General features: G+C 58.4%; 27 protein-coding genes and 1 tRNA gene. 24 read left to right on the top strand and 4 right to left on the bottom strand.

What is annotated here, in order from left to right; all coding sequences use genetic code 11:
- Positions 1-6 precede the first annotated feature (6 nt).
- The 4 genes from ACR0I1_RS17550 to ACR0I1_RS17535 are packed head-to-tail and all read left to right on the top strand — an operon-like array spanning position 7 to position 3,842.
- On the top strand, positions 7-873 hold the full coding sequence (locus tag ACR0I1_RS17550; RefSeq protein ID WP_480707417.1) for an FAD binding domain-containing protein: 867 nt from the start codon (positions 7-9) through the stop codon (positions 871-873).
- On the top strand, positions 870-1,349 hold the full coding sequence (locus tag ACR0I1_RS17545) for a (2Fe-2S)-binding protein (protein WP_170408211.1): 480 nt from the start codon (positions 870-872) through the stop codon (positions 1,347-1,349). Before ACR0I1_RS17550 ends, ACR0I1_RS17545 begins: the two co-directional genes overlap by 4 nt.
- On the top strand, positions 1,349-3,604 hold the full coding sequence (locus ACR0I1_RS17540) for a xanthine dehydrogenase family protein molybdopterin-binding subunit (RefSeq protein WP_170408212.1): 2,256 nt from the start codon (positions 1,349-1,351) through the stop codon (positions 3,602-3,604). Before ACR0I1_RS17545 ends, ACR0I1_RS17540 begins: the two co-directional genes overlap by 1 nt.
- Positions 3,597-3,842, top strand: a complete 246-nt coding sequence (locus tag ACR0I1_RS17535; RefSeq protein ID WP_170408213.1) for a MoaD/ThiS family protein — start codon at positions 3,597-3,599, stop codon at positions 3,840-3,842. The genes ACR0I1_RS17540 and ACR0I1_RS17535 overlap by 8 nt, the downstream gene beginning before the upstream one ends.
- Before the next feature lie 28 nt (positions 3,843-3,870).
- Here ACR0I1_RS17535 and ACR0I1_RS17530 read toward each other — a convergent pair whose 3' ends face one another.
- The gene (locus ACR0I1_RS17530; RefSeq protein ID WP_480707416.1) at positions 3,871-4,743 is read right to left on the bottom strand and encodes a LysR family transcriptional regulator; all 873 of its coding nucleotides are present in this window, start codon (positions 4,741-4,743) and stop codon (positions 3,871-3,873) included.
- Positions 4,744-4,842: 99 nt separating this feature from the next.
- Between ACR0I1_RS17530 and ACR0I1_RS17525 the strand changes: the two genes are divergently transcribed.
- The 6 genes from ACR0I1_RS17525 to ACR0I1_RS17500 all read left to right on the top strand — a co-directional run bounded on the left by ACR0I1_RS17525 (position 4,843) and on the right by ACR0I1_RS17500 (position 12,489).
- Positions 4,843-6,285, top strand: coding sequence for an aldehyde dehydrogenase family protein (locus ACR0I1_RS17525; RefSeq protein ID WP_480707415.1), 1,443 nt, complete (start codon positions 4,843-4,845; stop codon positions 6,283-6,285).
- A complete protein-coding gene (locus ACR0I1_RS17520) occupies positions 6,285-7,262 on the top strand; it encodes a membrane dipeptidase (protein WP_480707414.1) in 978 nt (325 codons plus the stop codon). Before ACR0I1_RS17525 ends, ACR0I1_RS17520 begins: the two co-directional genes overlap by 1 nt.
- Positions 7,262-8,944, top strand: a complete 1,683-nt coding sequence (locus ACR0I1_RS17515; RefSeq protein WP_480707488.1) for a hypothetical protein — start codon at positions 7,262-7,264, stop codon at positions 8,942-8,944. Before ACR0I1_RS17520 ends, ACR0I1_RS17515 begins: the two co-directional genes overlap by 1 nt.
- Entirely contained in the window at positions 8,941-9,570 is a 630-nt protein-coding gene (locus ACR0I1_RS17510) for a DUF3726 domain-containing protein (RefSeq protein ID WP_170514563.1), read from the top strand. The genes ACR0I1_RS17515 and ACR0I1_RS17510 overlap by 4 nt, the downstream gene beginning before the upstream one ends.
- A gap of 13 nt (positions 9,571-9,583) precedes the next feature.
- Positions 9,584-10,594 carry an Ldh family oxidoreductase gene (locus tag ACR0I1_RS17505; protein ID WP_170514566.1) on the top strand — a complete coding sequence of 337 codons (1,011 nt, stop codon included), beginning with the start codon at positions 9,584-9,586 and terminating at the stop codon, positions 10,592-10,594.
- Positions 10,595-10,671: 77 nt separating this feature from the next.
- Positions 10,672-12,489: a BCCT family transporter gene (locus tag ACR0I1_RS17500; protein WP_480707413.1), complete on the top strand. Its 1,818-nt coding sequence runs from the start codon at positions 10,672-10,674 to the stop codon at positions 12,487-12,489.
- A gap of 145 nt (positions 12,490-12,634) precedes the next feature.
- Here the strand turns inward: ACR0I1_RS17500 and ACR0I1_RS17495 are convergent.
- A tRNA-Thr gene (locus tag ACR0I1_RS17495) sits at positions 12,635-12,709 on the bottom strand.
- A gap of 83 nt (positions 12,710-12,792) precedes the next feature.
- Between ACR0I1_RS17495 and ACR0I1_RS17490 the strand changes: the two genes are divergently transcribed.
- The 10 genes from ACR0I1_RS17490 (at position 12,793) to ACR0I1_RS17445 (ending at position 19,503) form a co-directional block, all read left to right on the top strand.
- Positions 12,793-12,948 (top strand): hypothetical protein, encoded by a 156-nt coding sequence (locus ACR0I1_RS17490; protein WP_170425679.1) that lies wholly within the window; start codon positions 12,793-12,795, stop codon positions 12,946-12,948.
- Between the two features lie 6 nt (positions 12,949-12,954).
- Complete coding sequence (murA, locus tag ACR0I1_RS17485; RefSeq protein ID WP_480707412.1) at positions 12,955-14,223, top strand: UDP-N-acetylglucosamine 1-carboxyvinyltransferase; 1,269 nt, start codon at positions 12,955-12,957, stop codon at positions 14,221-14,223.
- On the top strand, positions 14,220-14,696 hold the full coding sequence (locus tag ACR0I1_RS17480; protein WP_170408222.1) for a DUF2948 family protein: 477 nt from the start codon (positions 14,220-14,222) through the stop codon (positions 14,694-14,696). The genes murA and ACR0I1_RS17480 overlap by 4 nt, the downstream gene beginning before the upstream one ends.
- Positions 14,693-15,214 carry a GNAT family N-acetyltransferase gene (locus ACR0I1_RS17475; protein WP_480707411.1) on the top strand — a complete coding sequence of 174 codons (522 nt, stop codon included), beginning with the start codon at positions 14,693-14,695 and terminating at the stop codon, positions 15,212-15,214. Before ACR0I1_RS17480 ends, ACR0I1_RS17475 begins: the two co-directional genes overlap by 4 nt.
- Positions 15,215-15,274: 60 nt before the next feature.
- Positions 15,275-16,576, top strand: coding sequence for a histidinol dehydrogenase (gene hisD, locus ACR0I1_RS17470; protein ID WP_480707410.1), 1,302 nt, complete (start codon positions 15,275-15,277; stop codon positions 16,574-16,576).
- Between the two features lie 98 nt (positions 16,577-16,674).
- Positions 16,675-17,154: a UPF0262 family protein gene (locus tag ACR0I1_RS17465; protein WP_170398457.1), complete on the top strand. Its 480-nt coding sequence runs from the start codon at positions 16,675-16,677 to the stop codon at positions 17,152-17,154.
- A 3-nt stretch (positions 17,155-17,157) separates the two neighbouring features.
- Positions 17,158-17,610: an arsenate-mycothiol transferase ArsC gene (locus ACR0I1_RS17460; protein WP_170398460.1), complete on the top strand. Its 453-nt coding sequence runs from the start codon at positions 17,158-17,160 to the stop codon at positions 17,608-17,610.
- A gap of 2 nt (positions 17,611-17,612) precedes the next feature.
- On the top strand, positions 17,613-18,011 hold the full coding sequence (locus ACR0I1_RS17455) for a ketosteroid isomerase-related protein (protein ID WP_480707409.1): 399 nt from the start codon (positions 17,613-17,615) through the stop codon (positions 18,009-18,011).
- On the top strand, positions 18,004-18,597 hold the full coding sequence (locus ACR0I1_RS17450; RefSeq protein ID WP_170648417.1) for a GNAT family N-acetyltransferase: 594 nt from the start codon (positions 18,004-18,006) through the stop codon (positions 18,595-18,597). Before ACR0I1_RS17455 ends, ACR0I1_RS17450 begins: the two co-directional genes overlap by 8 nt.
- Before the next feature lie 144 nt (positions 18,598-18,741).
- Entirely contained in the window at positions 18,742-19,503 is a 762-nt protein-coding gene (locus tag ACR0I1_RS17445) for a hypothetical protein (RefSeq protein ID WP_170513804.1), read from the top strand.
- A gap of 56 nt (positions 19,504-19,559) precedes the next feature.
- On the opposite strand, the gene ACR0I1_RS17440 is transcribed toward ACR0I1_RS17445, so the two are convergent.
- Positions 19,560-20,333 (bottom strand): FadR/GntR family transcriptional regulator, encoded by a 774-nt coding sequence (locus ACR0I1_RS17440; RefSeq protein ID WP_480707408.1) that lies wholly within the window; start codon positions 20,331-20,333, stop codon positions 19,560-19,562.
- A 330-nt stretch (positions 20,334-20,663) separates the two neighbouring features.
- Between ACR0I1_RS17440 and ACR0I1_RS17435 the strand changes: the two genes are divergently transcribed.
- The 3 genes from ACR0I1_RS17435 (at position 20,664) to dld (ending at position 25,608) form a co-directional block, all read left to right on the top strand.
- Positions 20,664-21,716: a TRAP transporter substrate-binding protein gene (locus ACR0I1_RS17435; protein WP_170398473.1), complete on the top strand. Its 1,053-nt coding sequence runs from the start codon at positions 20,664-20,666 to the stop codon at positions 21,714-21,716.
- 128 nt (positions 21,717-21,844) lie between these two features.
- Complete coding sequence (locus tag ACR0I1_RS17430; RefSeq protein WP_170514610.1) at positions 21,845-23,911, top strand: TRAP transporter large permease subunit; 2,067 nt, start codon at positions 21,845-21,847, stop codon at positions 23,909-23,911.
- 14 nt (positions 23,912-23,925) lie between these two features.
- Complete coding sequence (dld, locus tag ACR0I1_RS17425; protein WP_170595211.1) at positions 23,926-25,608, top strand: D-lactate dehydrogenase; 1,683 nt, start codon at positions 23,926-23,928, stop codon at positions 25,606-25,608.
- A 33-nt stretch (positions 25,609-25,641) separates the two neighbouring features.
- Here dld and ACR0I1_RS17420 read toward each other — a convergent pair whose 3' ends face one another.
- A complete protein-coding gene (locus ACR0I1_RS17420; RefSeq protein ID WP_170398478.1) occupies positions 25,642-26,265 on the bottom strand; it encodes a DnaJ domain-containing protein in 624 nt (207 codons plus the stop codon).
- A 107-nt stretch (positions 26,266-26,372) separates the two neighbouring features.
- Here ACR0I1_RS17420 and ACR0I1_RS17415 point away from each other — a divergent pair, with 107 nt between their 5' ends.
- A complete protein-coding gene (locus ACR0I1_RS17415) occupies positions 26,373-26,627 on the top strand; it encodes a BolA family protein (protein WP_170398480.1) in 255 nt (84 codons plus the stop codon).
- The last annotated feature ends 7 nt before the right edge of the window (positions 26,628-26,634 follow it).

Raw genomic sequence — 26,634 nt, 5'->3', positions numbered from 1 at the left:
ACTTTCATGGATTATCACAGCCCCGCCAGCTTTGCCGAGGCGTCGGCTCTGGCCGCAAATGCAACGGGCATCACTCGGTTTCTGGCAGGCGGCACCGATGTGCTGGTGCAGTTGCGCTCGGAATTGGTGACGCCCGATACGCTGATCGACATCAAGAAGATCGATGGCGTTAGCGAAATTACCCGCAATGCCGATGGCAGCTGGACGCTGGGCGTCGCCGCGACCGGCGCCGAGATGAGCGAGCACGCCGCGTTGGGCCGCGATTGGCCGGGTGTGGTCGAGGCGATGGACCTGATTGGATCGACTCAGGTACAGGGGCGTGCGACGCTGACCGGGAATCTGTGCAATGGCTCTCCGGCGGCGGACTCGGTGCCAGCGATGGTTGCGGCAGGCGTTACAGTCACCGTGACGGGCCCGAACGGCACACGAGAGGTGGCGGTCGAAGACATCCCGACGGGACCCGGCAAGACCTCACTGGCCAAAGGCGAACTGATCTCGGCGGTCAACATTCCAGCGCGTGGCGACAACGCCGGTGACGCCTATCTGCGCTTTATCCCGCGGACCGAGATGGACATCGCGGTGGTTGGTGTTGGCGTAAACTTACGTCTGGATGGCGATACCATCACCGAGGCGCGCGTTTCGCTGGGGGCTGTCGCACCGACCGTCTTGCTGGTTGAAGACTGCGCCAAAGCGCTGATTGGCAGCGCGTTGGATGACGCGGCGCTGGACGCGCTCGCTGCAGCGGCCTCGGCTGCCTGCAACCCCATTGATGACAAACGCGGCACTATTGCATTCCGCACCGAAGTTGCTGGCGTTCTGGCCAAGCGCGCCGCAAAAATCGCCTATGCCCGCGCAAAGGGAGAAGACGTATGAGTAAGTTTCACGTATCCACCACCGTGAATGGGGACGCGGTTGAATACCTCTGCGACCCGCGCGAAACCCTGCTGGACTGTCTGCGCGACAAGCTGAACCTGACCGGCGCGAAAGAGGGTTGCGGCACCGGCGATTGCGGTGCTTGTTCGGTCAGCGTCGATGGCCGTTTGGTGTGTTCGTGCCTGATGCTGGGCGTCGAGGCTGAAGGCAAGCAGATCGAAACGGTTGAAGGGATCGCGGACGGTGACGTCCTGCATCCGCTGCAGAAGAAGATGATCGAATATGCCGCCCTGCAATGCGGCATCTGTACCCCGGGCATTCTGGTGGCGGCCAAGTCGCTGCTGGAAAAGAACCCCAACCCCACCGAAGAGGAAACCCGGTACTGGCTGGCGGGCAACCTCTGCCGCTGCACCGGCTATGACAAAATCATTCGCGCCGTGATGGATACGGCGGCTGAGATGCGGGAGGCTTCGTAATGGCACTGGACGATCGCAAATCTGACTTCACCTTTGTCGGCACCCGACCAGATCGCCCTGACGGTCTTGACAAGGTGACGGGCCGCGCCAAGTTCGGTGCGGATATCTCAGCCCCCGGCATGTTACATGGCGCCATCCTGCGTTCACCCCATGCCCATGCGCGGATCGTCAAGATTGATGCTTCAAAGGCCGAGGCCCACAAAGACGTCAAAGCCGTTGTTACCCGCGCCGATTTCGCCGATGTCCCCTTCAAGCCGGGGCTGGAAGGGGAATTCTGGAACGTGCTGGAAAATGTCATGGCGGGCGAAAAGGCTCTATATGACGGCCACGCGATTGCAGCAGTTGCAGCGACATCAGCCTTGGCGGCGCGCGATGCGCTGAAGTTGATCGAGGTTGAATATGAAGTTTTGCCCCATGTCACAGATGTGGACAAGGCGATGGCCCCCGACGCGCCTGTCATCCGCGAAGGTGCGGCGGACTACTCGGTGCCTGAGGGGATGCACCCCAACGTGGTGCGCTATCACGAAAGCGGCCACGGAGATGTCGAAGCGGGATTTGCCGAGGCGGATCTGGTAATTGAGGACAGCTTCGTTACCGAGGCAACCCATCAGGGTTACATTGAACCTCATGCCTGCATGGGGTCTCTGGGTACTGACGGCAAAGGTGAGCTTTGGTGCACCACCCAGGGCCATTGGATCGCACAGAAAACCTGCGCGGCGTTGCTGGGCATCGAAACCTCACAACTGCGTGTGACCGCGTCTGAGATCGGCGGCGGCTTTGGTGGTAAGACCACTGTGTTCATCGAACCGGTTGCGTTGGCGCTCAGCCGCAAGGCCAACCGCCCCGTAAAGATCGTGATGACCCGGTCCGAGGTGTTCCGTGCGACCGGCCCGACCTCATCGGCGTCGATGGATATCAAGATCGGCATGAAAAAGGACGGCACCATCACAGCAGCCGAAGGCATCTTCCGCCTGCAGGGTGGTGCCTTCCCGGGTGCACCCGGCGACATGACCGCCATGTGTGCCTTTGCGCCCTACAACCTGACCAACGTTCGCCAGGTCGGCTATGACGTGATGGCCAACCGCCCGAAACAGGCCGCCTATCGCGCGCCGGGCGCTCCGATGGGTGCGTTTGCGGTCGAATCCGTTCTGGATGAGCTGTGCAATCAACTCGGCCTCGACCCGGTGGATGTGCGCCTAAAAAACGCCGCGCATGAAGGCACCAAAGCCAGCTATGGCCCGACCTATGAGCGTATAGGTCTTGTCGAAACGCTTGAGGCCGCCAAGGCGCATCCGCATTACTCGGCCCCTTTGAAGCCGGGGCAAGGGCGCGGCATTTCCTGTGGGTTCTGGTTCAACCATGGTGGTGAGACCTCGGTATCTCTAGCACTGTCCGAGGACGGCTCGGCCCAAGTCATGGTCGGTACGCCGGATATCGGCGGATCACGCGCGTCAATGGCGCTGATGGCGGCCGAGGTTCTGGGCATTCCCTACGAGAACATTCGCGTCACCGTCGCCGATACGGCAACGCTGGGTTACAATGATGTGAGCCACGGCAGCCGCGTGACCTATGCCTCGGGTCTGGCGACAATCAAGGCGGCGCGCCACGCGGTCGAGCAGCTATGCGCCCGCGCAGCGGCCAGTTGGGGAATCCCGGTTGATGCGGTGAAATGGGAGAACGGCTGTGCCGTGCCCTCAGGCCCCAATGCCGGTGACTTCGATCCGCGCCCGCTGGCCGATATCACCGCCCATATGGGCGCGACCGGCGGCCCGATCTCGGGCCATTTCGAGGCCACGCCGGAAGGCGCGGGTGTATCCTTTGGCACCCATATCGTGGATGCCGAGGTCGACCCGGAAACCGGCAAGACCAGCATCACCCGCTACACGGTCATTCAGGACGCGGGCAAGGCGATCCACCCGACCTATGTCGAAGGCCAGTATCAGGGCGGAGCTGCGCAGGGCATCGGTTGGGCGCTGAACGAGGAATATATCTATGGTGAGGATGGCCGCTTGCAGAACTCGATTTTCCTCGATTACCGCATCCCGGTCGCCAGCGATCTGCCGATGATCGACACGGTGATTGTCGAAGTGCCCAACCCCGGCCACCCGTTCGGTGTGCGTGGTGTGGGAGAGACCGGCATCGTGCCGCCCTTGGCCGCCATCGCCAACGCGGTCTCCAACGCGGCCGGTGTACGCCTGAAGCAACTGCCAATGTCCCCGCCGCGCATTCTTGCCGCGCTCAAGGACAATGGTTGAGGTCCACCTCTGGTCCAGCCTCCGGTCTTTGACCGGGGGTCGCGAGGTGGTCGAGGTTGAGGCCGCCACCACGGGCGAATTGCTGCAGGAACTGGTGCGTATACATCCCCGGCTGCAGGCACCGATCGATGCGGGGGTCTCGGTGGCGTTGGACGGGCGCATCATCGCGACCGGACTGTCCGAGCCGATTCCGGAAGGTGCTGAGGTTTATCTGATGCAGCGTCTCAGGGGCGGTTGAAGGCGAAAGGTCTAATCGACCCCCTCCCTCACGCGAAATCACGGGACAGGATGAACGCGCAACACTGCTCGGTCAGATATTGGAAGCGCGAACGCTCGCGGACATAGAGATACACTTGCCTTTTGTCGTGAAGGTCCGTGATCGGGCGGTAAGACACCGCCTCCGGCAAGAATTCGGCAACGGTTTGAGGAAGCACTGTGATCCACTCGCCCGATCGCACCAGCGTGATCAATGAATGCGTGTTGTGAATTGTGATCTCGGCGTTTTTGATTGCCGTATGGAAAGCCGGCGTTTGAATCAGATCGCACAACGTGTTTCGGACAAAGGGCGCGGTGGCGATGTCGGGGATATTCAGCGGTTCTGCGCGTGTGATCAGAGGATGATCCGAGGCAGCGACCAATCCAAAGGAGTCCTGAAATAGCGGAATGGTTCGGATGCCGTTCAGGGCGTGATACCCGGATGCGATTCCGATATCTGCCTGATCCTGAGCGATAGCATCCAACACCTGCTGCGTGTCGGTGTCGCGCAGCTCGATCTTCACCCCGGGGGATTCGCTGCTCATGTGGTGCAATAGTGGTGGAAAGATCAACGCGCCAACCGACGGGACGGATACGATCCGGATCAATCCCTGTTCAGCCAGCGCGGCGGCCTCGATATTCTGGACGGTCTGATCGAATTGGCGCACTTGCCGCAAGCCCAGATCGAGTACCTGCTCACCCAGCGGGGAAAGCTGGCTCTTGCGCTCGCCTTCGAACAGCTTTTTGCCCAGATGGTCTTCGAGCTGCTTCAATGTCATCGAGACGGCTGATTGCGTTCGACCAAGGCGGTCGGCGGCCTCGGACAGGTTCCCGGTCTGGGCCACCGTGCAAAAGCAACGCAGCATTTCAATCTTGATTGCCAAATTCAGTTTCCTTGAAGTTTGTTTAAGTTATTTGAGTTTGACTGATGTGCATCGGAAAATCCATCCTGTGACAAACGAATTCTGACTCTGGGGCGCATTGTGACCAAACTGAACCTGATCGCTGGCGAATGGCTGGCAGGCGAAAGCGAAATCGAAAACCGCAACCCTTCTGATCTGACTGACCTGGTTGGTATGTTCGCGCAAGCCAGCAGCGACCAACTTGAAGCGACGCTGGATCAGGCACGTGTCGCGCAAGCTGAATGGGCTGCCTATGGGCTGGAACGTAAGCAGGCAGTTCTGAACGCCATCGGTAACGAGCTGATGACCCGCGCCGAGGAACTGGGCACGTTGCTCAGCCGGGAAGAGGGCAAACCGCTGGCCGAAGGTAAGGGCGAGGTCTATCGAGCGGGTCAGTTCTTTACCTACTACGCCGCTGAATGTCTTCGTCAGATTGGGGAAAACGCCGACTCCGTTCGCCCCGACATCGAGATTGACGTGCGCCGCGAAGCGGTGGGTGTTGTCGCCATTATCAGCCCGTGGAACTTTCCCACCGCGACCGCTTCGTGGAAGATTGCGCCCGCGCTGTGCTATGGCAACGCTGTTGTGTGGAAACCGGCCAACATCACGCCTGCCTCGGCTGTGGCCCTGACCGAGATCATCGAACGTCAGGACATTCCCAAGGGTCTGTTCAGCCTGGTGATGGGCTCGGGCCGTTCGATTGGCCAACGTCTGGTCGAAAGCCCCAAGGTCAACGCGATTTCCTTCACCGGTTCGGTTCCGGTCGGCAAGGGCATCGCGGCGGCGGCGATCCAGAACCTGACCAAGGTACAGATGGAGATGGGGTCGAAAAACGCGCTGGCCGTGATGGACGACGCCGATCTGGATCTGGCGGTGACGCTGGCGCTGGGTGGTGCATTCGGCGGCACCGGTCAAAAATGCACCGCCTCGTCGCGGCTGGTGGTTCACGCGGGCATCCATGATGCCTTTGTCGAAAAGCTCGTCGCAGGTGCGCAGGCGATGAAGGTTGGTCACGCGCTGGAGCAGGGCACTCAGATGGGTCCCGTCGTAAGCCAGCAGCAACTAGGCGAGAACCTCGCCTATGTCGATCTGGGTAAATCTGAAGGGGCCGAACTTGCCTGCGGTGGACAGCGCCTAGAGATGCCGCATGAGGGCTTCTACATGTCGCCGGGCGTGTTCCTGAACACCACCAACGACATGCGCATAAACCGCGAGGAAATGTTCGCGCCGCTGACCAGCGTGATCAAGGTCGGCAGCTATGACGAGGCGCTGAGTGTGGTGAACGACACCAATTTCGGCCTGACCTCGGGCATCGTGACTAAATCGCTGGCCCGTGCCACCCATTTCCGCCGCAATGCGCGAACTGGTGTGGTGACGGTGAATCTACCTACGGCAGGCACCGATTATCACGTACCCTTTGGCGGTCGCGGCGACAGCTCGTACGGGCCGCGCGAACAAGGCAAAGCAGCGGCAGAGTTCTATACCACCGTCAAGACCGCCTATATCAGCGCAGGCCCCGTCTGATGCGTATCGACGCGCTGCAATATGCCAACTGGTCGGAGAAGATTTTCCGCCAACTGCGCGAAGGCGGCGTGGATGCGATCCACGTCACCATCGCTTATCATGAGAATTTCCGTGAAACCGTTCTGAACTTTGAGAAGTGGAATCGCTGGTTCGAGCAATACCCGGACCTGATCATGAAAGGCCGTTGGGCCAGCGACATCGACATCGCGCGCGAAACGGGGCGGACGGTTGTGTTCTTCGGGTTTCAGAACCCATCCCCGATCGAAGACGATATTGGTCTGGTTGAGGTTCTGCATGATCTTGGCGCCCGCTTCATGCAGCTGACCTATAACAACCAGTCGCTGCTGGCGACCGGCTGTTATGAGGCCGAAGACACCGGCATCACCCGCATGGGCAAGCAGGTGATCAAAGAGATGAACCGCGTGGGCCTTGTTGTCGATATGAGCCATTCGGCGGATCGGTCGACCATCGAAGCGGCGGAATTGTCCGAGCGCCCCATTGCCATCACCCATGCCAATCCGCACGAATGGTCACCTGCTTTGCGCAACAAGCGCGATGCGGTGATCCGGGCGGTGACGGAAAATGGTGGGATGCTGGGCTTTTCGGTCTATCCTCATCACCTGAAGGACAAGTCCGACTGCACGTTGGAGAGTTTCTGCGAGATGATCGCCCGCACGGCAGATACATATGGCGTCCAGCATCTGGGGATTGGCACCGACCTGTGTCAAGATCAGCCCGACAGTGTGGTTGAATGGATGCGCGTGGGGCGCTGGACAAAACAGATCGACTATGGCGAGGGTTCGGCCTCGGCCCCCGGTTTCCCGCCAATGCCGGGCTGGTTTCGGGACAATCGCGACTTCGGCAACATCGAGTCCGGCTTGCGCGCCACTGGCATGAACTCCGACGAGGTCGCGGGGATCATGGGCGGCAACTGGTACCGCTTCTTTGCCGATAATTTTGAGCCACAAGGCACATGATGGACCAAAACCCGCATATCGCACGCCGCGACCCGGCGACTGTGATGCGCCTGTCCCGTCTAGGATCGTTGCATCAATGCCGTCTAAGTTTCATGCGGCAATTGACCCGTCGGATGGCTGCCGAAAACTGGACGTTCACCCGCCCAGTCTTCCAGATTGATGAAAAGGGCGTCGGTCACGCGGTCTACACTGCACAAGGTCCGGAACGCGCTTATTCGTTGGTGGCGTTTGCCCATGATCTGCCACCCGAGCAACGCTCGGATCGTGTGATCGCCGAGGCATGGGACGCGACCTTTGCGTTGTTTGACGGAATTCCTGACCCGGAAGACATTGAGCGGCTTTCGCAAAACGTACCTCTGCAAGAGGCCGGGCGTGTAAGCGAAAGCGAGCTGTCCTTGTCACGGGCCAACCGCTCGGTGCGTCTGTGGGCACATGTCGTGGATCGTCTTGCCACCGGTCAGCAGCCCGACCTCGAACAGATTTACAAGGTCGGTTACCTGATGCGGACAACCGCCGTGTATGGCTCGGGCAAGTTCGGCGCGGCAGATCGTGAGAGGATTGCAGACCGAGGCGAAGTCAGCGCGCCATTTCAGGCCGAGATGCTTTCGGTCTACCTGACGCGGACCTTCGTGCGCGATCTGGTGGAACATATGGCCCGCGCCAGGGGTGGCGACCAGACCGCAGAGTTGAGCCCGGAAATCGCGCGTTGGCTGGGTATAGGCAATTCGACCGGGCTAGGTATGGCACCTTTCATCGTCAATCACCCGATCCTGTTCAACAACTGGATCATGGTCCGGGAAGAGGCGATCTCGCGGGTTCGGTCCATTGAGACCGCAACAGAGGCAGAAGCGGCCAAGTTTCGCAACATCTTCGCCCGTAGCAAATTGTCGATCTCGTGGTGGAAGTCCGAGCATCCAATCCAGATCGAAAAGCTCGCGGCGCTGAATGCTGACTTGTGCGCAATATCGGACTATCTCGACAAGACCGATCTGACGGGCAATCAGCCGTGGGACCGCTTGATATTGTGGTCTCAGGCTACGCTCAGCGAAGAAGGGCAGGAGTTGTTGGCCTCGCTGATCCTTGAACCCTACGGTGAACTGGTCGATGGGCTGACCAGCTGTATGGCAGACAGCAACGGTGCGGCGCATGTGATTGATGGCACGATGACCGTTGGCGCGGTGCGCGACCTGATCCGCGCCAGCTTTGGCTGGGCAATGGGTCTGGACTGGAACGCGCCCGAACACTGCGCGCGCGCTTGGTATGTGTCCGAGGAAAAGCTCGAGCCCCGGCTGGGTGAGCGGTTTGACGAACCGATTGCAGACTACGAACAGCCGCTTGCCCCGGCGCGCGACGCGGCTCTGGCCGAAAGCGCGCTTTCGGAATGGGCGGATGGTGCACCCATAGCCGAGTTCCTACTTGAACACCCTGAACACCGCCACACGATCCGTCGCGCGCAAATGAGCCACGTCGCGCCTTACGGCGAAATTCGCGACAACACGATCAGCGCGGATGTTCTGCCGATCGACATGCTGCGTGCCAAACTCTCGTTCTTTGGTGCCACGCATTTCGATCCTCGTTCAGACCGCTGGGTACGTATCTGCATGTATGCTGGCGCACCTTATCCCGAAGAGTTAAGCAGCAAGACTGCCGATCTGTGGGTCTATCCGGAGCTTGGACCGTGAACGTATCGCTGAATGAGGTCGAAGCCACGGCCAAACGCGCCGCGCGCGGAGCCGGATACCCCTGGGGACTGGCGGAAGAGGTCGGCAAAGCCACACGTTGGCTATGCGCGCACGGGATTGATGGCACGAATTCCCTTGCGCAATTGTTGGAGCAAGGTCTGGCGGCCTCGCTCAAGAATCACCGCCCGGTTGAGATGCAGTCGGCTTGGGCGGGGCAAGGCGTGCTTTGCCCGATCATCACGGGCGCTTTGCTGTCTGATCGGTCTGACCTGCTGCACGCAGGTCCCATACGTATTCAGAAGCTCGCAGTACCTGTTTTTCTGCTGCCCTTCGTAGCCTCGGCGGCACGCGCCCAGAATAACGTGATCACGCATACGTGCGATCTGTTCAGGGCCGCAACGGATGGCGATCGTCTGGAGGCGGGGCAGGATTGGCCATCGTTTTCTGATCACACCCAGATCACGCTGGGCGGCCAACTTACCACCCCTCGACCGCACGTGACCCGCGCATCCCCGGACCCGGTTTGCTGGGACACCCTCAACCGATTTGCCCATCGCACCTACGCGCCTGCTACCGAAGAATCCCGACTGTTGGGTGCCGGCGCTGGCCTGTCCGACAATGACTGAATGAGAGAGCGACATGATCGAAACCCGTACCCTTAGCCTTGCTGAAATCGAGGATATTTCTTTCCGTGCATTGGTGTCCGCGGGCACCAGCGAAGAAAACGCGCGCCCATTGGCAATTGCAACCGCCGCAACCGAGGCGGACGGGGTGGCGAGCCATGGTCTGGCCTATATCCCGATCTATTGCGAACATGTTCAGTGCGGCAAGGTAGATGGGCAGGCCACCCCTCAGCTGTCCCAGCCGCGCCCCGGCGTAGTGACGGTCGACGCCGCGACCGGGTTCGCCCACACGGCGATCGACACGGGATTTGAGGTGTTGACCAATACGGCGCGCACGCAAGGCGTTGCGGTGCTGGCGATCCGCAACAGCTATAACTGCGGCGTTCTGGGGTATCACACCTACCGGCTGGCGCAGGCTGGTTTTGTGGGACTTGGGTTCACCAACGCGCCCGCCTCCATCGCGCCGTCCGGTGGTGCCAAACCGGTGGTCGGAACCAACCCATTTTCAATCGCGGTCCCTGGAAACGACGGCCAACCCGCATTACTGATCGATCAAAGCGCCAGCACCATCGCCAAAAGCGAGGTCATGAAACACGCGCGCGAAAGCAAACCAATCCCGGTTGGCTGGGCGTTGGACGCAGATGGCAACCCTACGACCGACCCGAATGTTGGGCTTAAGGGTTCCATGGCCCCATCGGGTGGGTACAAGGGGGTTGGCGTTGCCCTGATGACCGAGGTTTTGGCTGCAGCGCTGACCGGTGCCACGCTTGGGATACACGCCTCACCTTTTTCGGGAACCGCCGGTGGGCCTCCGAAAACAGGTCAATTCTTTATTGCAATTGACGCTTCTGCGACTGCGGATGACGCATTTTCTTCCAGAATTGTCGATCTTGTCGAAGCGATCCGATCTCAGAACGGCGCACATTTGCCCGGTGACGGCCGCCAGGCAAAGCGTTTGGTGGCCAAGAACGATGGTGTGGCTGTCAGTGTAGCGACCCTCGACAAAATAGAAGCTCTGCTGACGTAGGGCTCGATGGCGAAGCTCCGGGACGCTCATGAAGATCTTTCTGGAAATCAGGACACGTGCGAATAGGGAGGAAACACATGTCTATGAAGGAACCTTTTACCGATCTGGAGATCAAGCGATCTTCGGGCGGGTTTTATGAAGGGCACAGTGTTGAGATTGCCTTGCTGAGCAAGTCAATCATGGTCGCGCTGGTTATCTGGGCGCTTGTCTGGCCCGCAAATGCAAACGGAGTTCTTGGAAGCCTGAACTCGCGTCTGCTGGAAGATTTCAACGCCTTCTATATCATTATTGTCGGCTTTTTTGTCTTTTTCCTGTTTGTCGTGGCGGCGCTGCCGCAAACCGGTAAGCGGCTTATGGGCCCAGAGGGCGAAAGACCAGAATTCTCGGATTTCTCATGGTTTTCGATGATGTTTGGCGCGGGCTTGGGCGTCGGTCTCATGGTGTTCGCTACCGCTGAGCCTTTAGGGCTGTGGGGATCGAACCCGGTTGTCATCGCGGGCGATGTCGTCGGCAATAGCGAAGACGCATTGCAGTCGGGATATCGCTACACTTTCCTGCATTACGGGTTTCACGCCTGGGCGATCTATGTGGTGACCGGCCTGTCGCTGGCCTATTACGCCTACACGCGCAACATGCCCCTGACTATTCGCACCGCGCTGACACCTCTGTTCGGCAAGCTGATGAACGGCTTCCTGGGCCACGTCGTGGATGTGCTGGGCGTGGTGGCAACCATTTTGGGTGTTTCAGTTACCATCGGGTACGGGGTTTCGCAGTTCATCGACGGCCTATACGCCATTTCGGGTATGGAATGGATGATGGATCTGACCGGTGACGCACCAGCCCCCAGCACTGTTGGTCTGCTGGCTGGCCTCATTGTGATCATGGGCCTTTCGATCATCTCGGCTGTCTCTGGTGTTGGTCGTGGCGTCAAGTACCTGTCTAACCTGAACCTGGTGTTGTCGCTGATCCTGTTGCTGGTCTTTGTTGTCTTTGGGTCGTTCCTGTTCGCGATGACGACTTACGCAACTGCATTTGTCGATTACATCCAGCACTTCATTTCGCTCAGCTTTGGTGCTTTCAATCCGCAATCGGCGGCGGCGTTTGATGCTGCCCTGCCGAGTGAAGCAGCGCCGTTTGCCGATGCGCTTTATGCCGGTGCGACCAATCCTTGGGGATCGTTTGACGGGTTCAAATCTGGCCTGGAAGGCGACGCCGCCGCGCTGCCGGACTCTGTTCTGGCTTCGGTCTACGCCGCAGGTGATCCGGGTCGGCAGTTTGGCTGGCAAGCGGGCTGGACCACGTTCTACTGGGCCTGGTGGATTGCGTTTTCGCCTTTCGTCGGCCTGTTCCTGGCGCGCATTTCCAAAGGACGCTCTGTGCGTGAGTTCATCATCGGTTGTGTCTTTGCCCCTGCGCTGGTCTGCTTTGCGTGGATGACCATTCTGGGTGGCACCGCGATCGATCTAGAACTGAATGGCACCGCCGAAGGCGCCATCGTCGGGGCGTCGAACACCGCCAAGCTGTTTGTCACATTGCAAGAGATGATCACCGGTGGGCTGTTGTCTGGCATCACCGTGATGTGCGTCGTCCTGATCATGACCTTCCTGGTCACCTCGGCGGACTCGGGCATTCTGGTGATGAACACCATCATGTCTGGCGGAGATCAGAACATCGGTAACAAGCACAAGATCGTCTGGGGCCTTATCCTGACAGCGGTGATTGGCGCTCTGATCCTCGCTGCGGGTGAAAACAACCCGATGGACGCCTTGCGAAATGCGATGATCATCGGTGCGCTACCCTTTACGATGGTCATGGGCCTGATGTGCATAGCGCTCGCCAAGGCGCTTTATCGCGATGGTCTGAGGCAAAAGCAGACCACAGCACCTGCGGAATAAACCTAGGCACGGGCGGTTGTGATGCAACCGCCCGCTGTAATCAGGCGCTTGCGCGCGTCAACTTCAACTCAATTCAATGAAAATGCCAGTGGCAGAGACGCCACGTTTTCGTGCACCATTCGAAGTATTATGTCGGACGTGAAGATGGTGCTGCTGGAGAGAATTGAACTCTCGACCTCTCCCTTACCAAGGGAGTGCTCTACCTCTGAGCTACAGCAGCGCTGTGGGCGGGTGATTAGACTCAAACGAAACGCGGCGCAAGGGTGTCTGGACGGTTTTTTTCTACTCCTGTAGAGAAAGGCAATGGCAGACAAAAATTCACCTAAAAAACACGGCAAGTCCGGGGAAACGCGCGAAGACCGTCTAAAGGCGGCGCTAAAAGCGAATATGGCGCGGCGCAAGGCTCAGGCCAAGGCGCGAGCCACCTCCGGGGACAAAGCCGGCAAGGACGAGGGATAAGAGCAGATGGATTCGATTCTGGTTACGAGCAATGGCCCGCTGAACGGGCAGATTCCCATTGCGGGGGCCAAGAATGCGTGTCTGACGCTGATGCCCGCGACCTTGCTCAGCGAAGAACCGCTGACGTTGACCAATGCGCCGCGTTTGAGTGACATCAAGACCATGACGGCGCTGCTGCGGTCGCTGGGGGCCGAGGTGTCTTCGCTGCAGGATGGTCAGGTCATTGCGATGTCCAGCCATGACCTGAACAGCCACACGGCGGATTATGACATCGTGCGAAAAATGCGCGCTTCGAACCTGGTGTTGGGGCCGTTGCTGGCGCGGCTGGGGCAGGCCGTGGTGTCGCTACCTGGTGGATGTGCCATTGGCGCGCGCCCGATGGATTTGCATGTCGAAGGGCTTGAGGCGCTGGGCGCCGAGATCGAGCTTAAAGATGGCTATCTGCACGCGAAGGCGTCGGGCGGGCTGAAAGGCGCTGTGCATGAGATGCGCTTTGCCTCGGTCGGCGCGACCGAGAACATCGTCATGGCCGCCACGCTGGCCAAGGGCACCACGGTGCTGAAAAACGCCGCGCGCGAGCCCGAGATTGTCGATCTGGTCGAATGCTTGCGCAAGATGGGCGCTCAGATTTCGGGTGAGGGGACCTCGACCATCGAAATTCAGGGTGTCGATCGTCTGCACGGCGCGACCCATCAGGTGGTGACCGACCGGATTGAGCTGGGCACTTATATGCTGGCCCCGGCGATCTGCGGGGGCGAGGTTGAGCTGCTGGGCGGGCGCATGTCGCTGGTCGAGTCCTTCGCCGCCAAGCTGGATGCGGCGGGGATCAGTGTTTCTGAAACCGACAAGGGGCTGAAGGTTTCTCGTAAGAACGGGCGTGTGACCTCGGTAGATGTGGTCACCGAACCCTTCCCCGGCTTCCCGACCGATCTGCAGGCGCAGATGATGGCGCTGATGTGTACTGCCGAAGGTGTGTCCGTGCTTGAAGAGCGTATTTTCGAGAATCGCTTTATGCATGCGCCCGAACTGGTGCGCATGGGCGCGAATATCGAGGTACATGGCGGCACGGCCACCGTAACCGGGGTCGAACGATTGAAAGGTGCTCCGGTGATGGCGACAGACCTGAGGGCCTCGGTTTCGCTGATCCTTGCTGGAATGGCGGCGGAAGGTGAGACGGTTGTCAGCCGGGTCTATCATCTGGACCGCGGATATGAACATGTGGTGCGCAAGCTGGAAGGCGTGGGCGCAAAGATCGAACGGATTAAGGGTCAATGACAGACGCAAGTTTCAAAGATGGCCGCGAGGCACCGCTGAACCTTGGAGCCGAGGATGCCGATGATCTCCAGGTGATTGCGACCCTGACGCAGGATGCGGTTTTCCCGGTGACCGAGATGACATGGCAACCCGGCCAGCGCCGCTTTGCGCTGCTGCTCAATCGCTTTCGCTGGGAAGACAAGGATGCCGCTGCCCGGCGCGGTCGCGCCTACGAGCGGGTGCAGGCCGTTTTGATGTTCGGCTCGGTTCTGTCGGTAGCGAGTCAGGGCATCGACCGCAGCGACAAGGACATGATCCTGTCTCTGCTCTCGGTCGAATTCGAGCCAAGCGAGGATGGTGCGGGACAAATCCTGTTGACCTTGGCAGGCGACGGCGCGATCCGCCTGTCGGTTGAGGCCATCGATGCAACGCTCAAGGATGTGACGCGTCCCTACAAGGCGCCTTCTGGACAAGCGCCCCATCACCCCGAGTGAAGAATAAACGTGGCATCGCTCAGGCCTTCCCGAATCCGCCACGCGGCATCGCGGTGCGGCGGGCAACCGTGTTTGATGTATTCGACATCAGCCGTGTTCTGATCCGATCGATCCGTGACCTCTGTCGGGCGGATCATCTGGATAATCCCGAAAACCTTTCCCGCTGGTCTGCCAATAAGGATCCGGCTTCGGTCCGAAACTGGATCGATAGTGGAGCAATCCTTTGGGTCGCTACGCAAGTGGGAGTGGTTACTGCAGTTGGCGGTTTAAGTGGCGAGGGTGAGATATCTCTGCTCTATGTCGATCCCGATCACGCAGGGCGCGGGCTCGGAGCAGCGCTGCTGCACCGGTTGGAACAGGAACTGCAAGCACGTGGCGCCTCTGAGGCGCATCTGCACGCGACCAAAACGGCACATTCGTTCTATCTGGCGCACGGCTGGCATGATGTCGGCGACCCGACGGAATGGCACGGCATCCCCCAATTCCCGATGCGCAAATCGCTGCACCCAGCGGCCTAAGGGTTGAGGCCACCCGGCCCGGGCGATAAGACCCGTTGAAACGCTTCCGGAGTCTCTCACATGCCCGCTTTCCTCGATACGACCTCCGCCGATTTCGAAACTGCATTTCAGACGCTGTTGTCCGCCAAGCGCGAGGACAGCCCCGATGTGGATGCGGTTGTGGCGCAGATCATCGATGATGTGCGGACCCGTGGTGATGCTTCGGTGATCGAACTTACCGCGAAATTCGACCGGCTGGAGCTGACGCCCGAGACCATGGCCTTTTCATCCAATGAGATCGCCGAGGCCGTCGCGCAGGTCACGCCCCAGGACCGCGCCGCGTTGGAACTGGCAGCAGAACGCATTCGTGCATATCACGAAAAGCAGATGCCCGAGGATCATCAGTGGACCGATGAGGCAGGCGCTACACTCGGCTGGCGCTGGTCGGCGGTGTCGGCTGCGGGGCTTTATGTGCCGGGCGGATTGGCTTCATACCCGTCGTCGGTTTTGATGAACGCAATACCTGCGAAGGTGGCGGGCGTAGACCGGTTGGCCATTGTCGTCCCCACACCTGAGGGTCAGGCAAACCCGCTGGTCCTGCTGGCGGCACAACTGTCGGGCGTGGATGAGATTTATCGCATCGGCGGCGCGCAAGCTGTGGCCTCGCTGGCTTATGGCACCGAAACCATTGCGCCGGTCGATAAGATCACCGGACCGGGCAACGCCTTCGTGGCCGCCGCGAAACGCCGTGTATTCGGCAAGGTCGGCATCGACATGATCGCGGGCCCCTCGGAAATTCTGGTCATTGCAGACAAGGACAACGACCCCGACTGGATCGCGCTGGACCTGCTCAGCCAGGCCGAGCATGACGAAAGCGCCCAATCCATTTTGATCACGGATGACGCAGAATTTGGTCAAGCCGTGACGCAAGCGGTGGAAAAACGTCTTGAGACCCTGCAACGCCGCGCCATCGCCCGGGCCAGCTGGCGCGACTTTGGTGCCGTAATCACTGTGCGCGACCTGGACGAGGCTGCCGCGCTGTCCAACCGCATCGCGCCTGAACATCTGGAACTCTGCGTGGCCGACCCGGTGGCGTTAAGCCAGCAAACGATCCATGCCGGTGCCATTTTCCTTGGCCAGTACACGCCCGAAGCCATTGGCGATTATGTCGGCGGCCCCAATCACGTGCTGCCCACAGCGCGTTCGGCGCGCTTTTCGTCTGGCCTTAGCGTGATGGATTTTCTCAAACGCACAACGCTCAGCCAGATGACACCCGAAGCTTTGCGCGCCATCGGCCCGGCGGCTGAAACGCTCGCGCAATCCGAAAGCCTCGAAGCGCATGGCCTGTCCGTTTCGGCGCGCCTTAATCGGCTGAATGGCTGAAGTGACGCAATGACTTGGCACGCATGGCGCTTCTGTACGTTGCTCAATGAAAATCGTTGTTATAGGTCTGTGCAGACGCAAGGATTGTGACCGTTAAGATGACCCGTATTTCGCATATCGAACTGGACGACCGAAATCTGCCCCCGCCGACACCGGAGATCGAGCAGGAGCGGAAGGTCGCCATATATGATTTGCTTGAAGATAACTCGTTCACGCTGCCAGCGCGCGACGATCGGATGATCCCCGACGGGCCCTACCATGTGCAGCTATCAATCCGTGATAAGCGACTGGTTTTCGATATCGCCACCGAAGCCAGCGAGAAGGCGGCTGAGTTTCATCTGTCGCTTGGTCCATTCCGGCAGGTCGTAAAAGACTATTTTCAGATCTGCGAGAGCTATTTCGATGCGGTGAAAACACTGCCGCCCAGCCAGATCGAAACGATCGATATGGCTCGGCGCGGCATCCACAACGAAGGCAGCCGCGTGTTACAGGAAAGGCTGGAAGGCAAAGCTGAGGTTGATACTGATACTGCCCGCCGCCTCTTTACGCTCATCTGCGTCCTTCATTTTGGAGGCTAACGGGTGACGCCTCTGCCGCAGTCCATTCTGTTCTGTTGCGACCACAATTCGGTTCGGTCACCCATGGCCGAAGGCATCATGAAGAAGTTTTACGGCACCGGCACCTATGTGCAATCCGCTGGTGTGCATAACGATCTTGAGATCGATGGGTTCTGCATCGCAGCCTGTCAGGAGATTGGCGTTGAGCTGTCCCGTCACCGCTCGCGTTCTTTTGACGAAATGGAGCAATGGGGCGATGACCTCAGTTCATTTGATCTGATCGTGGCCCTGTCACCCGCCAGCCAGCGAAAAGCGCTGGAACTGACGCGTTTTTTTCACCTCGATGTCGATTATTGGCCAATTATGGACCCTACCGGACTAGGTGAAACCCGCGAGGACAAGCTACGTCATTATCGACAAACCCGAGATCAGATCATCGCGCATCTGAAAGACCGCTGGGGTGAACCGACGGAGTGACCATGAACCCGATCGTGAAAACTTACTTTGATGCCTTCAATGCCGGTGACGTGGATGGCATGTTGGCCTGCCTGTCGGATGACGTGGCCCATCATGTCAACGAAGGTCAGATTCGCGTCGGCAAAGAGAAATTTGCCGCCTTCTGCGCGCATATGAACCGCTGCTACCGCGAGAACCTGACGGATATCGTGATCTTCGAGGCCGAAGGCGGTACCCGTGCCGCGGCTGAGTTCATCGTCAACGGAACCTATCTGGAAACTGATGAAGGTCTGCCAGAAGCGTATGGTCAGACTTACCGCTTGCCTGCGGGTTCGTTTTTTGACCTTAACGACGGCAAGATCACCCGCGTGACCACGTTCTACAACCTTGCGGACTGGACCAAACAGGTCTCGAATGGCTGAGATTTCGCAGGTCCGCGCAATGACCGGATCGACATTGGTCGACGCGTTGGATGAAGTCGCGCGTCTGCGGATCGACGTATTTCACGCCTGGCCATATCTCTATGATGGCGATCTGAAGTATGAGCGGAAATACCTGCAGTCTTACGTCGATAGCGCCAGGGCCATCGTTGTCGGAGCGTTCGACGGTGATACTTTGGTAGGTGCTTCGACGGGTGCGCCCTTGACGGATCACGCCGACGATTTCGCGGCCGCGTTCGAAGGCTCGGGCCTGTCGCTGGGCGACATCTTCTATTGCGCAGAATCGGTTCTGCTGCCGGAGTATCGCGGACAGGGCGCAGGCCATACGTTCTTTGATCTGCGCGAAGCCCACGCCCATGCGATGGGATTCACCAAAAGCGCCTTCTGCAGTGTAGTACGCCCTGACGACCACCCCATGCGACCAGATCATTACCGCCCGTTGGATGCCTTCTGGCGCGCGCGGGGTTATGCGCCGCTTCCTGGCGTCGTGGCGCAATTCTCGTGGAAGGATCGAGGCGACGATTGCGAAACCCAAAAGCCGCTTCAATTCTGGATTCGGGATTTATAAGCCATCCATGCGCGTCGCGCCGGGTGTTTGAAACGGGTTGTGGCATTGTGAGTTGGCGATGACATGTGCGGCCGAATTTGCCTGAAACACCCTGTGATTGTATAGTTTCACTTATTCAATTGCGTGTTTTCATGGGGAAATTTGATGAAGTCCGTTTTCAATCGCCTGATTCCGGCCTTGGTGCCGCTGACTTTGATCACCGGTTGTGCCTACGAGAACAGGGCCTTTAATGCCGAGCAAACCGTGCTGTCGAATACATCGGGAGACGTTATCCAGCACGCTGTAGGGATCGGGGGTGCGTTTGAAACGGCACCAAAAACATTTCAGTCCACAAGCCTGTTGCTTGAACGCGGTCCTATTCGTACGTCGTATTATGCGCTGCAACTTTCAGATGCCTACAAAAGGCTGGGCGACGAAGCAGCGCGCAATCGGGACCTGACAGCGGCGGCACTGATCACTGTAGCAGGCGGTGCCGCGCTTGGAAGTGCGGCCTCGATCTCAGGGAAAGACCTGGCCTTGGTCTTGGCCGGTGGAGCTTTGATCAATGAAGGCGTTAAATACGTAAACCCTAACAGCGCGGCGCAGGCTTTCTACGTGGCATCCGAGTCAATGGCGTGCGCAAGCGCTGCGATTGCCGCCCATGTACCTGTGGACACTCCACCCGACATTCGTGTGTCTTCTCTGACCCTTTGGTACATTCGAAAAATTGAGGTTTTGCTGCGCGCGGGATTGAAGCGGGACGTACCGGATTGGAACACGTTGCTCAAAAACCTTGGTTTGACGAGGCAGGGAGCCAATGAGGTGGACGCTCTGCGAGCTGGAGACATAAACCTCAGTGCATTGGAAGTAGACTTGGAAAAGTGCCTGAGGCGAGAACCGGTCGAGAAAGGCAAAGCCAAGACTTAGTACGTCGTGCGGGAGACTTTTCCGTAGAACAAAAAAATACGCCTCTGTTTTTGACCTCAATCCGAAAACTGCCGCCGTTTTGCTGCGCGGATCTCGCGAGCTTGTTGTTCTTGTCCTACGCGAAATGAATCCTCGACGAAATCCATATGCGTGCGTGCGGCGGTTTCTGCGCGGTCCGGGTCGCCGTCGATGATGGCCTGCGCGATTGCCTTGTGCTGCTCAAGCAACGCTTCACCCGTGCCGTCCATCGAGCGCAGGAAGCGGCGGTTGTAGAACACGCCTTGGCGCGTGAGGTCATAGATGGATGCCATCATGTGGATAAGGGTCGTGTTTTGGCTCGCATCGACAACGGCGGCGTGCAGTCGAAAATCAGCCTCTTCACTGGCATCCTGATCATCATTCTCCCAGGCTCGCTGCATTTCATCGATGATTTCAGCAATCCGTTCCTTGTCGGATTGTGTAGCGCGCTGTGCGGCGAGGCGGCTGGCAAAGGCCTCTTGCTCGCGCCGGTATTCAAGATAATCGTAGAAAGCACTGCCGTGCCGGGCATAGAGAGACAGAAGGGCGGGCGACATGGCACGACCGGTCAGTGGGGCGATAAAGGTGCCCTCGCCATGTCGCACGGTCACCAAGCCGCGATTTTCGAGGGTTTGGAGTGCTTCGCGCAGCTTGGGGCGTGAAACGCCTAGGGCTTCCGCAAGCTCCCGTTCAGACGGGATTTTGCGACCCTCTTTCAGGATTCCATCAACAATCATTGTCTCGATTTGTGCGACGACCGCATCGGCAATTGATTCGTGACCAACGGGATCAAAGAGGCTGTTCGTGCTCATAATTCCTGTCCGGTAGTTAGATTAAAGATCGTCGAGGTTGTTTATAATATTTACCACTAGCTTCCGGCATTGCAAGAAAAACTACCCAAAAATACGGACGCTCGCCGCGCATATAAGCGTTTGTTTTTATTGAGTGTCGCAAAATTATTCGAAAATTTCGGGTTATGAAAGGTCAATCTTGGTTATGAGCCACACCACCGCGGCGTAGCCAAATTGGTAAATAAAATTGTTGACTAAATTATAAGGTAAACAATATTTACCACTTAAGCCGTGCTCGCGGCGAGAGTGACAGCCAGACCACCGGCTGATCTTTACCTTGGAGGAGAACCCATGAAGACCACCCTGACATCGCTTGCCGTTGCGGCCTCGCTGCTGGCAGCCCCGGTTGCCCACGCGGCGGATAAGATGCTGCTGAAAACCCCAATCGCGTTTTCAACCGCTCTACCGGGCCTCGGCTCGCCGATCCCGCGCGTGGCCGAACAGCTGGACCTGATGTCCGGCGGCACGCTGAAGATGAAGGTTTACGAACCGGGCAAGCTGGTCCCGCCGTTTGAAATTCTGGATGCGGTGTCTTCAGGCAAGATCAATTCGGGCTATACCACCGCCGGCTACTGGGCGGGTAAGATCCCGGCTGCACCGTTGTTCTCGGCCGTTCCGTTTGGCCCTGAGGCGGGTGAATACATGGCGTGGCTGTACTATGGCAACGGCATGAGCTTGTATCAGGAGATGTATGATCAGGCCGGTTTCAACGTCCATGTCATTCCCTGCGCCATTATCGCTCCCGAAACCTCGGGCTGGTTCGCGAATGAGATCAACAGCCCCGAAGACCTGAACGGCCTGAAGATGCGCTTTTTCGGTCTGGGCGGTGAAGTGATGCAGAAGCTGGGTGTGGCGACGTCACTGCTGCCCGGCGGCGAAATCTTCCCGGCACTGGAAAAAGGCGCGATCGACGCGACCGAATTCTCGATGCCTGCCATCGACGCACGCCTCGGTTTCCACAAGTTGGTCAAGTACAACTATTTCCCCGGCTGGCACCAGCAAGCGACGGTGTTTGAACTGATGATCAACAAGGACGTCTGGAACGAAGCCAGCGATCAGCACAAAGCGATCATCGAAAATGCCTGTAAGGCTTCGATGGCTGACAGCTTTGCCGAAGGTGAGGCGATCCAACACGCTGCGCTGCTGGACAACGTTGAAAACAATGGTGTTCAGATCAAGCAGTGGAACGACGAGATGCTGTCGACCTTCCGCGCGACCTGGGAAGAGGTTGCCGCAGAACAGGCCGCCAACGACGAATTCTTTGCCAAGGTTCTGGCCGACATGAACGAATTCCGTGACGGTTATGCGGTCTGGAAAGAGAACGCATTCCTCCCCCGCAAGTAAATTTGCCACTTGCGATTATCCGGGGGCGGCTTCCTTCCGCCGCCCTCGTACAACTCTGATTTTCTTCATTTTCCCAAGCATTCCGGGCGCATTCACGTCCCCACCGCCAAACTCTTGAGGAGGAGACCATGGCCGAGACACAGCGTCATCAGGACGACCCGATTGAAGTCTATGAAAGCATCCTTGAGCATGGGGAGCCCGATCGCCAGAAACTGGCCGTTGCCATCGACAACGGCGTCAAGGCGGTGGGTCATGTGGTCATGTGGGCCAACTTGCTGCTGGTTGCGGCCATCGTTTCGCAAGTGGCGATGCGCTATCTGCTGAACCAGAACTATCCCAAGCTGGATGAGATTCAGTGGCATTTCTATGGGTTGGTGACGATGATCGGCATTTCTTATGCGCTGGTCACCGACAGCCATGTGCGGGTGGACCTGCTGCACATGCAGCTCAGCCAGCGCGCGCGGCGGATTATCGAGATCATCGGAATCTTCACCCTATTGGTGCCGTTCATCTATTTAATGATCGATCAGGGGTATGACTATTTTTACGAAAGCTGGCGCGTCAATGAATCCTCGGACAGCCCTACCGGTCTACCTGCGCGTTGGGCTTTGAAAGGTGTGATCCCGGCCAGTTTTGTATTGCTGGCATTGGCTGCGGCGGCGCGGCTGATCCACGATGTGCACGCCCTGATCGTCAATCTCGACGAGGAACGGCAAGGCAAGGGCCTGCGTCTGATCGTCTGGGCGCTGTTGGGCTTTGCTGTGGTGGCGACCGCGCTGACCTTCCTGGTGGAAACGACTGAGGAAAAACTGGTCATCGCGATGTTCCTGACCTTCATCGCGCTGCTTTTCACCGGCTTCCCGGTGGCATGGACGCTGGCCGGGGTTGGCGTTGCCTATTGCGGTCTGGCCTATCTGTTCGACAATGGCATGATGAACTGGACCGGGCTTGAGGAAACGCTGACCGGTCTGGACTATCTGACGCTGGGCGCGGTGGTGAACCGGGTCTATGCCACCATGTCAAATGCGGTTCTGGTGGCGCTGCCAATGTTCATCTTCATGGGCCTGATGTTGGACGAATCCGGTGTGGCCGAGCGCCTAATGACCTCGATGCAGCGCCTGTTCGGCACAGTGCGCGGCGGGCTGGCGATCACGGTAACGATGATCGGCATCATTCTGGCCGCCTCGACCGGGATCATTGGGGCGTCTGTGGTTCTGTTGGGCGTGCTTTCGCTGCCGTCGATGATGGAGCAGAAATACAGCCCCTCATTGGCCGCCGGTGTGGTCAGCGCTTCAGGCACGCTGGGCATCCTCATCCCGCCGTCGATCATGCTTGTCATCATGGCGGACCAGATGGCGCTATCGGTCGGCGACCTATTTATGGCTGCAGTGTTCCCCGGCGTGATCATTGGCGCGCTCTACCTGACCTATATTTTTGTCATCGCCCTAATCAAACGCGACGTGGCCCCAGTACCCGAAGGCGCAACCCGTCCTGACTGGAACGCAGTCAAGGACGTGCTGATTGCAGTCCTGCCGACGCTGGCCCTTATCCTCGCCGTGCTGGGCTCGATCTTCGCGGGTTTGACCACACCGACCGAAGCCTCGGGCGTGGGCGCGTTGGGAGCCACTCTGCTGGCGCTGGGATATCGCAAGCTGACGCTGGCCAAGCTGGTGAATGTGCTGAAAGCAACGTTCAACACCACCGCCTATATTTTCGCGATCTTCCTTGGTGCGACGGTGTTCTCCTATGTCTTGCGCGAACTGGGCGGCGACGCGCTGATCGAGGATATGATCCACGGTACCGGGCTCGGCCCAAATGGCACTGTCTTCATGATCCTGTTCATCGTCTTCCTGCTGGGCTTCGTGCTGGACTGGATCGAGATCACGCTCATCGTTCTGCCCTTGATGCGCCCCATCGTGAACGGGCTGGGCCTGGATATCGACGGCTTCGGTGTCATCGATGAACCTGCGCTGGTGTGGTTCGTAATCCTTGTGGCGGTGACGTTGCAGACCTCTTTCCTGACACCTCCGGTTGGATTTGCGCTTTTCTATCTGAAAGGGGTCTGCCCGCCCGAGATCAAGCTGACTGACATCTACAAAGGGATTATCCCATTCGTGATCCTGCAGCTGACCGGCCTGTTCTTTGTCTTCTTGTGGCCGCAATTGGCCACGTGGTTGCCCTCGGTCGCGTATTAACGGAGGGTAGCGGGATGAACGATGCCGATCTGATCAAGCGTCTTCAGGCCATTTGTGGGCGGCGGCGCGTTTTGACTTCGTCGCGCAGCACCCGCCGCTTTCGCCGAGGGTTCAGATCGGGTGAAGGGGACGCGCTCGCGGTGGTTCAGCCCGCTACGCTGCTGGAACAATGGCAGGTGCTGCAGGCCTGTGTTGCCGCTGACAAAATTGTCATCATGCAAGCCGCCAATACCGGCCTGACCGAAGGGTCTACGCCCAAGGGTAGCTACGATCGTGATGTAGTGTTGATCAACACGCGGCGGATGGACGATCTGCATCTGATCAATGATGGCAAGCAGGTCATCAGCTTTCCGGGCAGCACACTGTTTGCGCTGGAAAAGCTGCTGGACCCGATTGGCCGCCAGCCGCATTCGGTGATCGGATCTTCGTGCATCGGTGCCTCAGTCGTTGGCGGGGTGTGCAACAACTCGGGCGGTTCGCTGGTCGAGCGCGGCCCCTCCTATACCGAGCTGTCACTGTACGCGCGGATCACTCAGGACGGCGAGCTTGAGTTGGTCAATCATCTAGGCATGCAATTGGGTGATACACCCGAAGAAATCCTGACCCGACTGCAGAACGGTGATTTCTCAGCAACTGATATCGAGACCGACAATCGCAAAGCCTCTGACACCGATTACGCCCGTCGGGTGCGTAATGTAGATGCTGAAACGCCAGCACGCTTTAACGCTGATAAGTCGCGTCTATACGAAGCAGCGGGCTGCGCGGGTAAACTGGCGGTTTTTGCGGTTCGGCTGGATACATATGCCAAGAACGAAGCAGAACGTACTTTCTACGTCGGGGCGCACGACACCGAGGCATTCACGGAATTGCGCCGTCGCATCCTGTCCGACTTCAAAACCCTGCCGGTCAGCGCTGAATACATGCATGAGGAGGTATTCGATATCTCTGACCGCTATGGCAAAGACACCATGGTGATGATTGACAAGTTGGGAACCGACCGTTTGCCCACTTTCTTTGCGCTGAAGGGCGCGGTGGACGCGCGTTTGGAAGGCATACCGGTTCTCGGCAATTTTACCGATCGTTTCATGCAGTTCGCGATGCGACTTTGGCCCGATATCCTGCCGCGCCGGATGCGGGCCTATCGGGATCGGTATCCGCATCACCTGATACTCAAAATGCGCGATGGCGGTATCGATGAAGCGCGCGATCTACTCAATGACATGACTGCCGAAGACAAGCTGGATTTCTTTGAATGCGACCTGCGTGAGGCAAAGATCGCTGGGCTACATCGTTTTGCTGCCGCAGGTGCAGCCATTCGTTATATGAAGGTTCATGCAGCCGAAGTGGAAGATATCATCGCCCTAGATATCGCGCTGCGCCGCAATGACGTCGACTGGTTCGAAGACTTGCCAGTTGAGATCGCGGATCAACTGGTCGGCAAACTCTACTATGGCCACTTCATGTGTCATGTTCTGCATCAGGATTACATCGTCAAGAAAGGCGCAGACCCGAACGCGTTGAAGGCCGCAATGCTAAAGTTGCTGGACAAACGCGGCGCTGAATACCCGGCGGAACATAATGTTGGCCATCTCTATGCAGCCAAACCCGATCTGGCAGCTTTCTACAAGTCGATCGATCCCACGAACAGTATGAACCCTGGAATCGGAAAGATGTCCCGCAACAAGCACTATTCGTGAGATGGAACGCTGCTGACCCGTATCCGTTGAATACTACTTGAAGCTGCGGCTGTCCTTGATCTGATCCCAGGCCCAGACGACCTCTTGCAACTGCTCTTCCTGAGATCGGTCACCACCGTTCATATCCGGGTGCAGCACCTTGATCAGCTTCTTGTAGGCTTTGCGAATCTCTGCCTTCGACCAGCTATCTTGCGCTTCGAGGATCTCAATCGCGCGGCGCTCAGTCGGCGGCAGGCGTCGACCGCCGGAATTGGCGCGGCCGGGATTTTTGGTGGCGTTTTCGCCTAGAACCTGATGCGGGTCCTCGATCCCCAGACGTGCCCAGGCACGGGCCTCGGGATCGCCCATCGGTTTGGTCTCACGCTCCCACACTTTGTCCTTCGAACGCTGCGCGTTCAGTTCGGCCTCGGTGGTGCCGTCGAAGAAATTCCACTTCTGGTTATATTCGCGCACATGTTGCTGGCAGAACCAGAAAAAATCATCCAGCACGTCCGGAGCTTTGGGCGCGCGAAACTTACCGGGTTCTTCACAGCCCTCATGATCACAGATTCGCACCGAAGTTTCGGACGCACCTGACATACCCCGACGGCCGCGCGGCTTCTTTTTCTTAGCGCTCGACACGGACATATCGAATCCGAAGGGATCTGACTTTACCATCTGCACAACCTCACGAAGGCATCTTTTCGACTCGGAGGCAGCAGTTTAATCTAAGCAGCCGAAAGTAGAAGAGGGGGACGGCAATTTATTTGCCGCTGAGCATAAAAATGAGCGTGACCGACGAAATCCGTGAACGATTGCAGGCAGCATTTAACCCGCGTGAGCTGGAGGTGGTTGACGACAGCGAGAGCCATCGTGGTCACGCTGGATATCAGGAGGGCGGTGAGAGTCATTTCAACGTCCTTATTCGTTCTGCGGCTTTCGAGGGGCAATCCCGCGTTGCTCGCCATCGCGCAGTACATACGGCATTGGGGGATATAGTCCCCCGTATCCATGCGCTTGCTTTGGATATCGACGTCTGACAGTCGC

It is taken from the genome of Ruegeria sp. B11, assembly GCF_056539785.1.
This window is presented reverse-complemented; position numbering and strand designations above follow the sequence as displayed.

What these genes read in the sequence shown, in the direction of transcription:
- ACR0I1_RS17550 (WP_480707417.1), top strand. Translation starts at nt 7, where the DNA reads ATGGATTATCACAGCCCCGCCAGCTTTGCCGAGGCGTCGGCTCTGGCC.
- ACR0I1_RS17545 (WP_170408211.1), top strand. Translation starts at nt 870, where the DNA reads ATGAGTAAGTTTCACGTATCCACCACCGTGAATGGGGACGCGGTTGAA.
- ACR0I1_RS17540 (WP_170408212.1), top strand. Translation starts at nt 1,349, where the DNA reads ATGGCACTGGACGATCGCAAATCTGACTTCACCTTTGTCGGCACCCGA.
- ACR0I1_RS17535 (WP_170408213.1), top strand. Translation starts at nt 3,597, where the DNA reads ATGGTTGAGGTCCACCTCTGGTCCAGCCTCCGGTCTTTGACCGGGGGT.
- ACR0I1_RS17520 (WP_480707414.1), top strand. Translation starts at nt 6,285, where the DNA reads ATGCGTATCGACGCGCTGCAATATGCCAACTGGTCGGAGAAGATTTTC.
- ACR0I1_RS17515 (WP_480707488.1), top strand. Translation starts at nt 7,262, where the DNA reads ATGGACCAAAACCCGCATATCGCACGCCGCGACCCGGCGACTGTGATG.
- ACR0I1_RS17505 (WP_170514566.1), top strand. Translation starts at nt 9,584, where the DNA reads ATGATCGAAACCCGTACCCTTAGCCTTGCTGAAATCGAGGATATTTCT.
- ACR0I1_RS17500 (WP_480707413.1), top strand. Translation starts at nt 10,672, where the DNA reads ATGTCTATGAAGGAACCTTTTACCGATCTGGAGATCAAGCGATCTTCG.
- ACR0I1_RS17490 (WP_170425679.1), top strand. Translation starts at nt 12,793, where the DNA reads ATGGCAGACAAAAATTCACCTAAAAAACACGGCAAGTCCGGGGAAACG.
- murA (WP_480707412.1), top strand. Translation starts at nt 12,955, where the DNA reads ATGGATTCGATTCTGGTTACGAGCAATGGCCCGCTGAACGGGCAGATT.
- ACR0I1_RS17480 (WP_170408222.1), top strand. Translation starts at nt 14,220, where the DNA reads ATGACAGACGCAAGTTTCAAAGATGGCCGCGAGGCACCGCTGAACCTT.
- hisD (WP_480707410.1), top strand. Translation starts at nt 15,275, where the DNA reads ATGCCCGCTTTCCTCGATACGACCTCCGCCGATTTCGAAACTGCATTT.
- ACR0I1_RS17465 (WP_170398457.1), top strand. Translation starts at nt 16,675, where the DNA reads ATGACCCGTATTTCGCATATCGAACTGGACGACCGAAATCTGCCCCCG.
- ACR0I1_RS17455 (WP_480707409.1), top strand. Translation starts at nt 17,613, where the DNA reads ATGAACCCGATCGTGAAAACTTACTTTGATGCCTTCAATGCCGGTGAC.
- ACR0I1_RS17450 (WP_170648417.1), top strand. Translation starts at nt 18,004, where the DNA reads ATGGCTGAGATTTCGCAGGTCCGCGCAATGACCGGATCGACATTGGTC.
- ACR0I1_RS17445 (WP_170513804.1), top strand. Translation starts at nt 18,742, where the DNA reads ATGAAGTCCGTTTTCAATCGCCTGATTCCGGCCTTGGTGCCGCTGACT.
- ACR0I1_RS17440 (WP_480707408.1), bottom strand. Translation starts at nt 20,333, where the DNA reads ATGAGCACGAACAGCCTCTTTGATCCCGTTGGTCACGAATCAATTGCC.
- ACR0I1_RS17435 (WP_170398473.1), top strand. Translation starts at nt 20,664, where the DNA reads ATGAAGACCACCCTGACATCGCTTGCCGTTGCGGCCTCGCTGCTGGCA.
- ACR0I1_RS17430 (WP_170514610.1), top strand. Translation starts at nt 21,845, where the DNA reads ATGGCCGAGACACAGCGTCATCAGGACGACCCGATTGAAGTCTATGAA.
- dld (WP_170595211.1), top strand. Translation starts at nt 23,926, where the DNA reads ATGAACGATGCCGATCTGATCAAGCGTCTTCAGGCCATTTGTGGGCGG.
- ACR0I1_RS17420 (WP_170398478.1), bottom strand. Translation starts at nt 26,265, where the DNA reads ATGGTAAAGTCAGATCCCTTCGGATTCGATATGTCCGTGTCGAGCGCT.
- ACR0I1_RS17415 (WP_170398480.1), top strand. Translation starts at nt 26,373, where the DNA reads ATGAGCGTGACCGACGAAATCCGTGAACGATTGCAGGCAGCATTTAAC.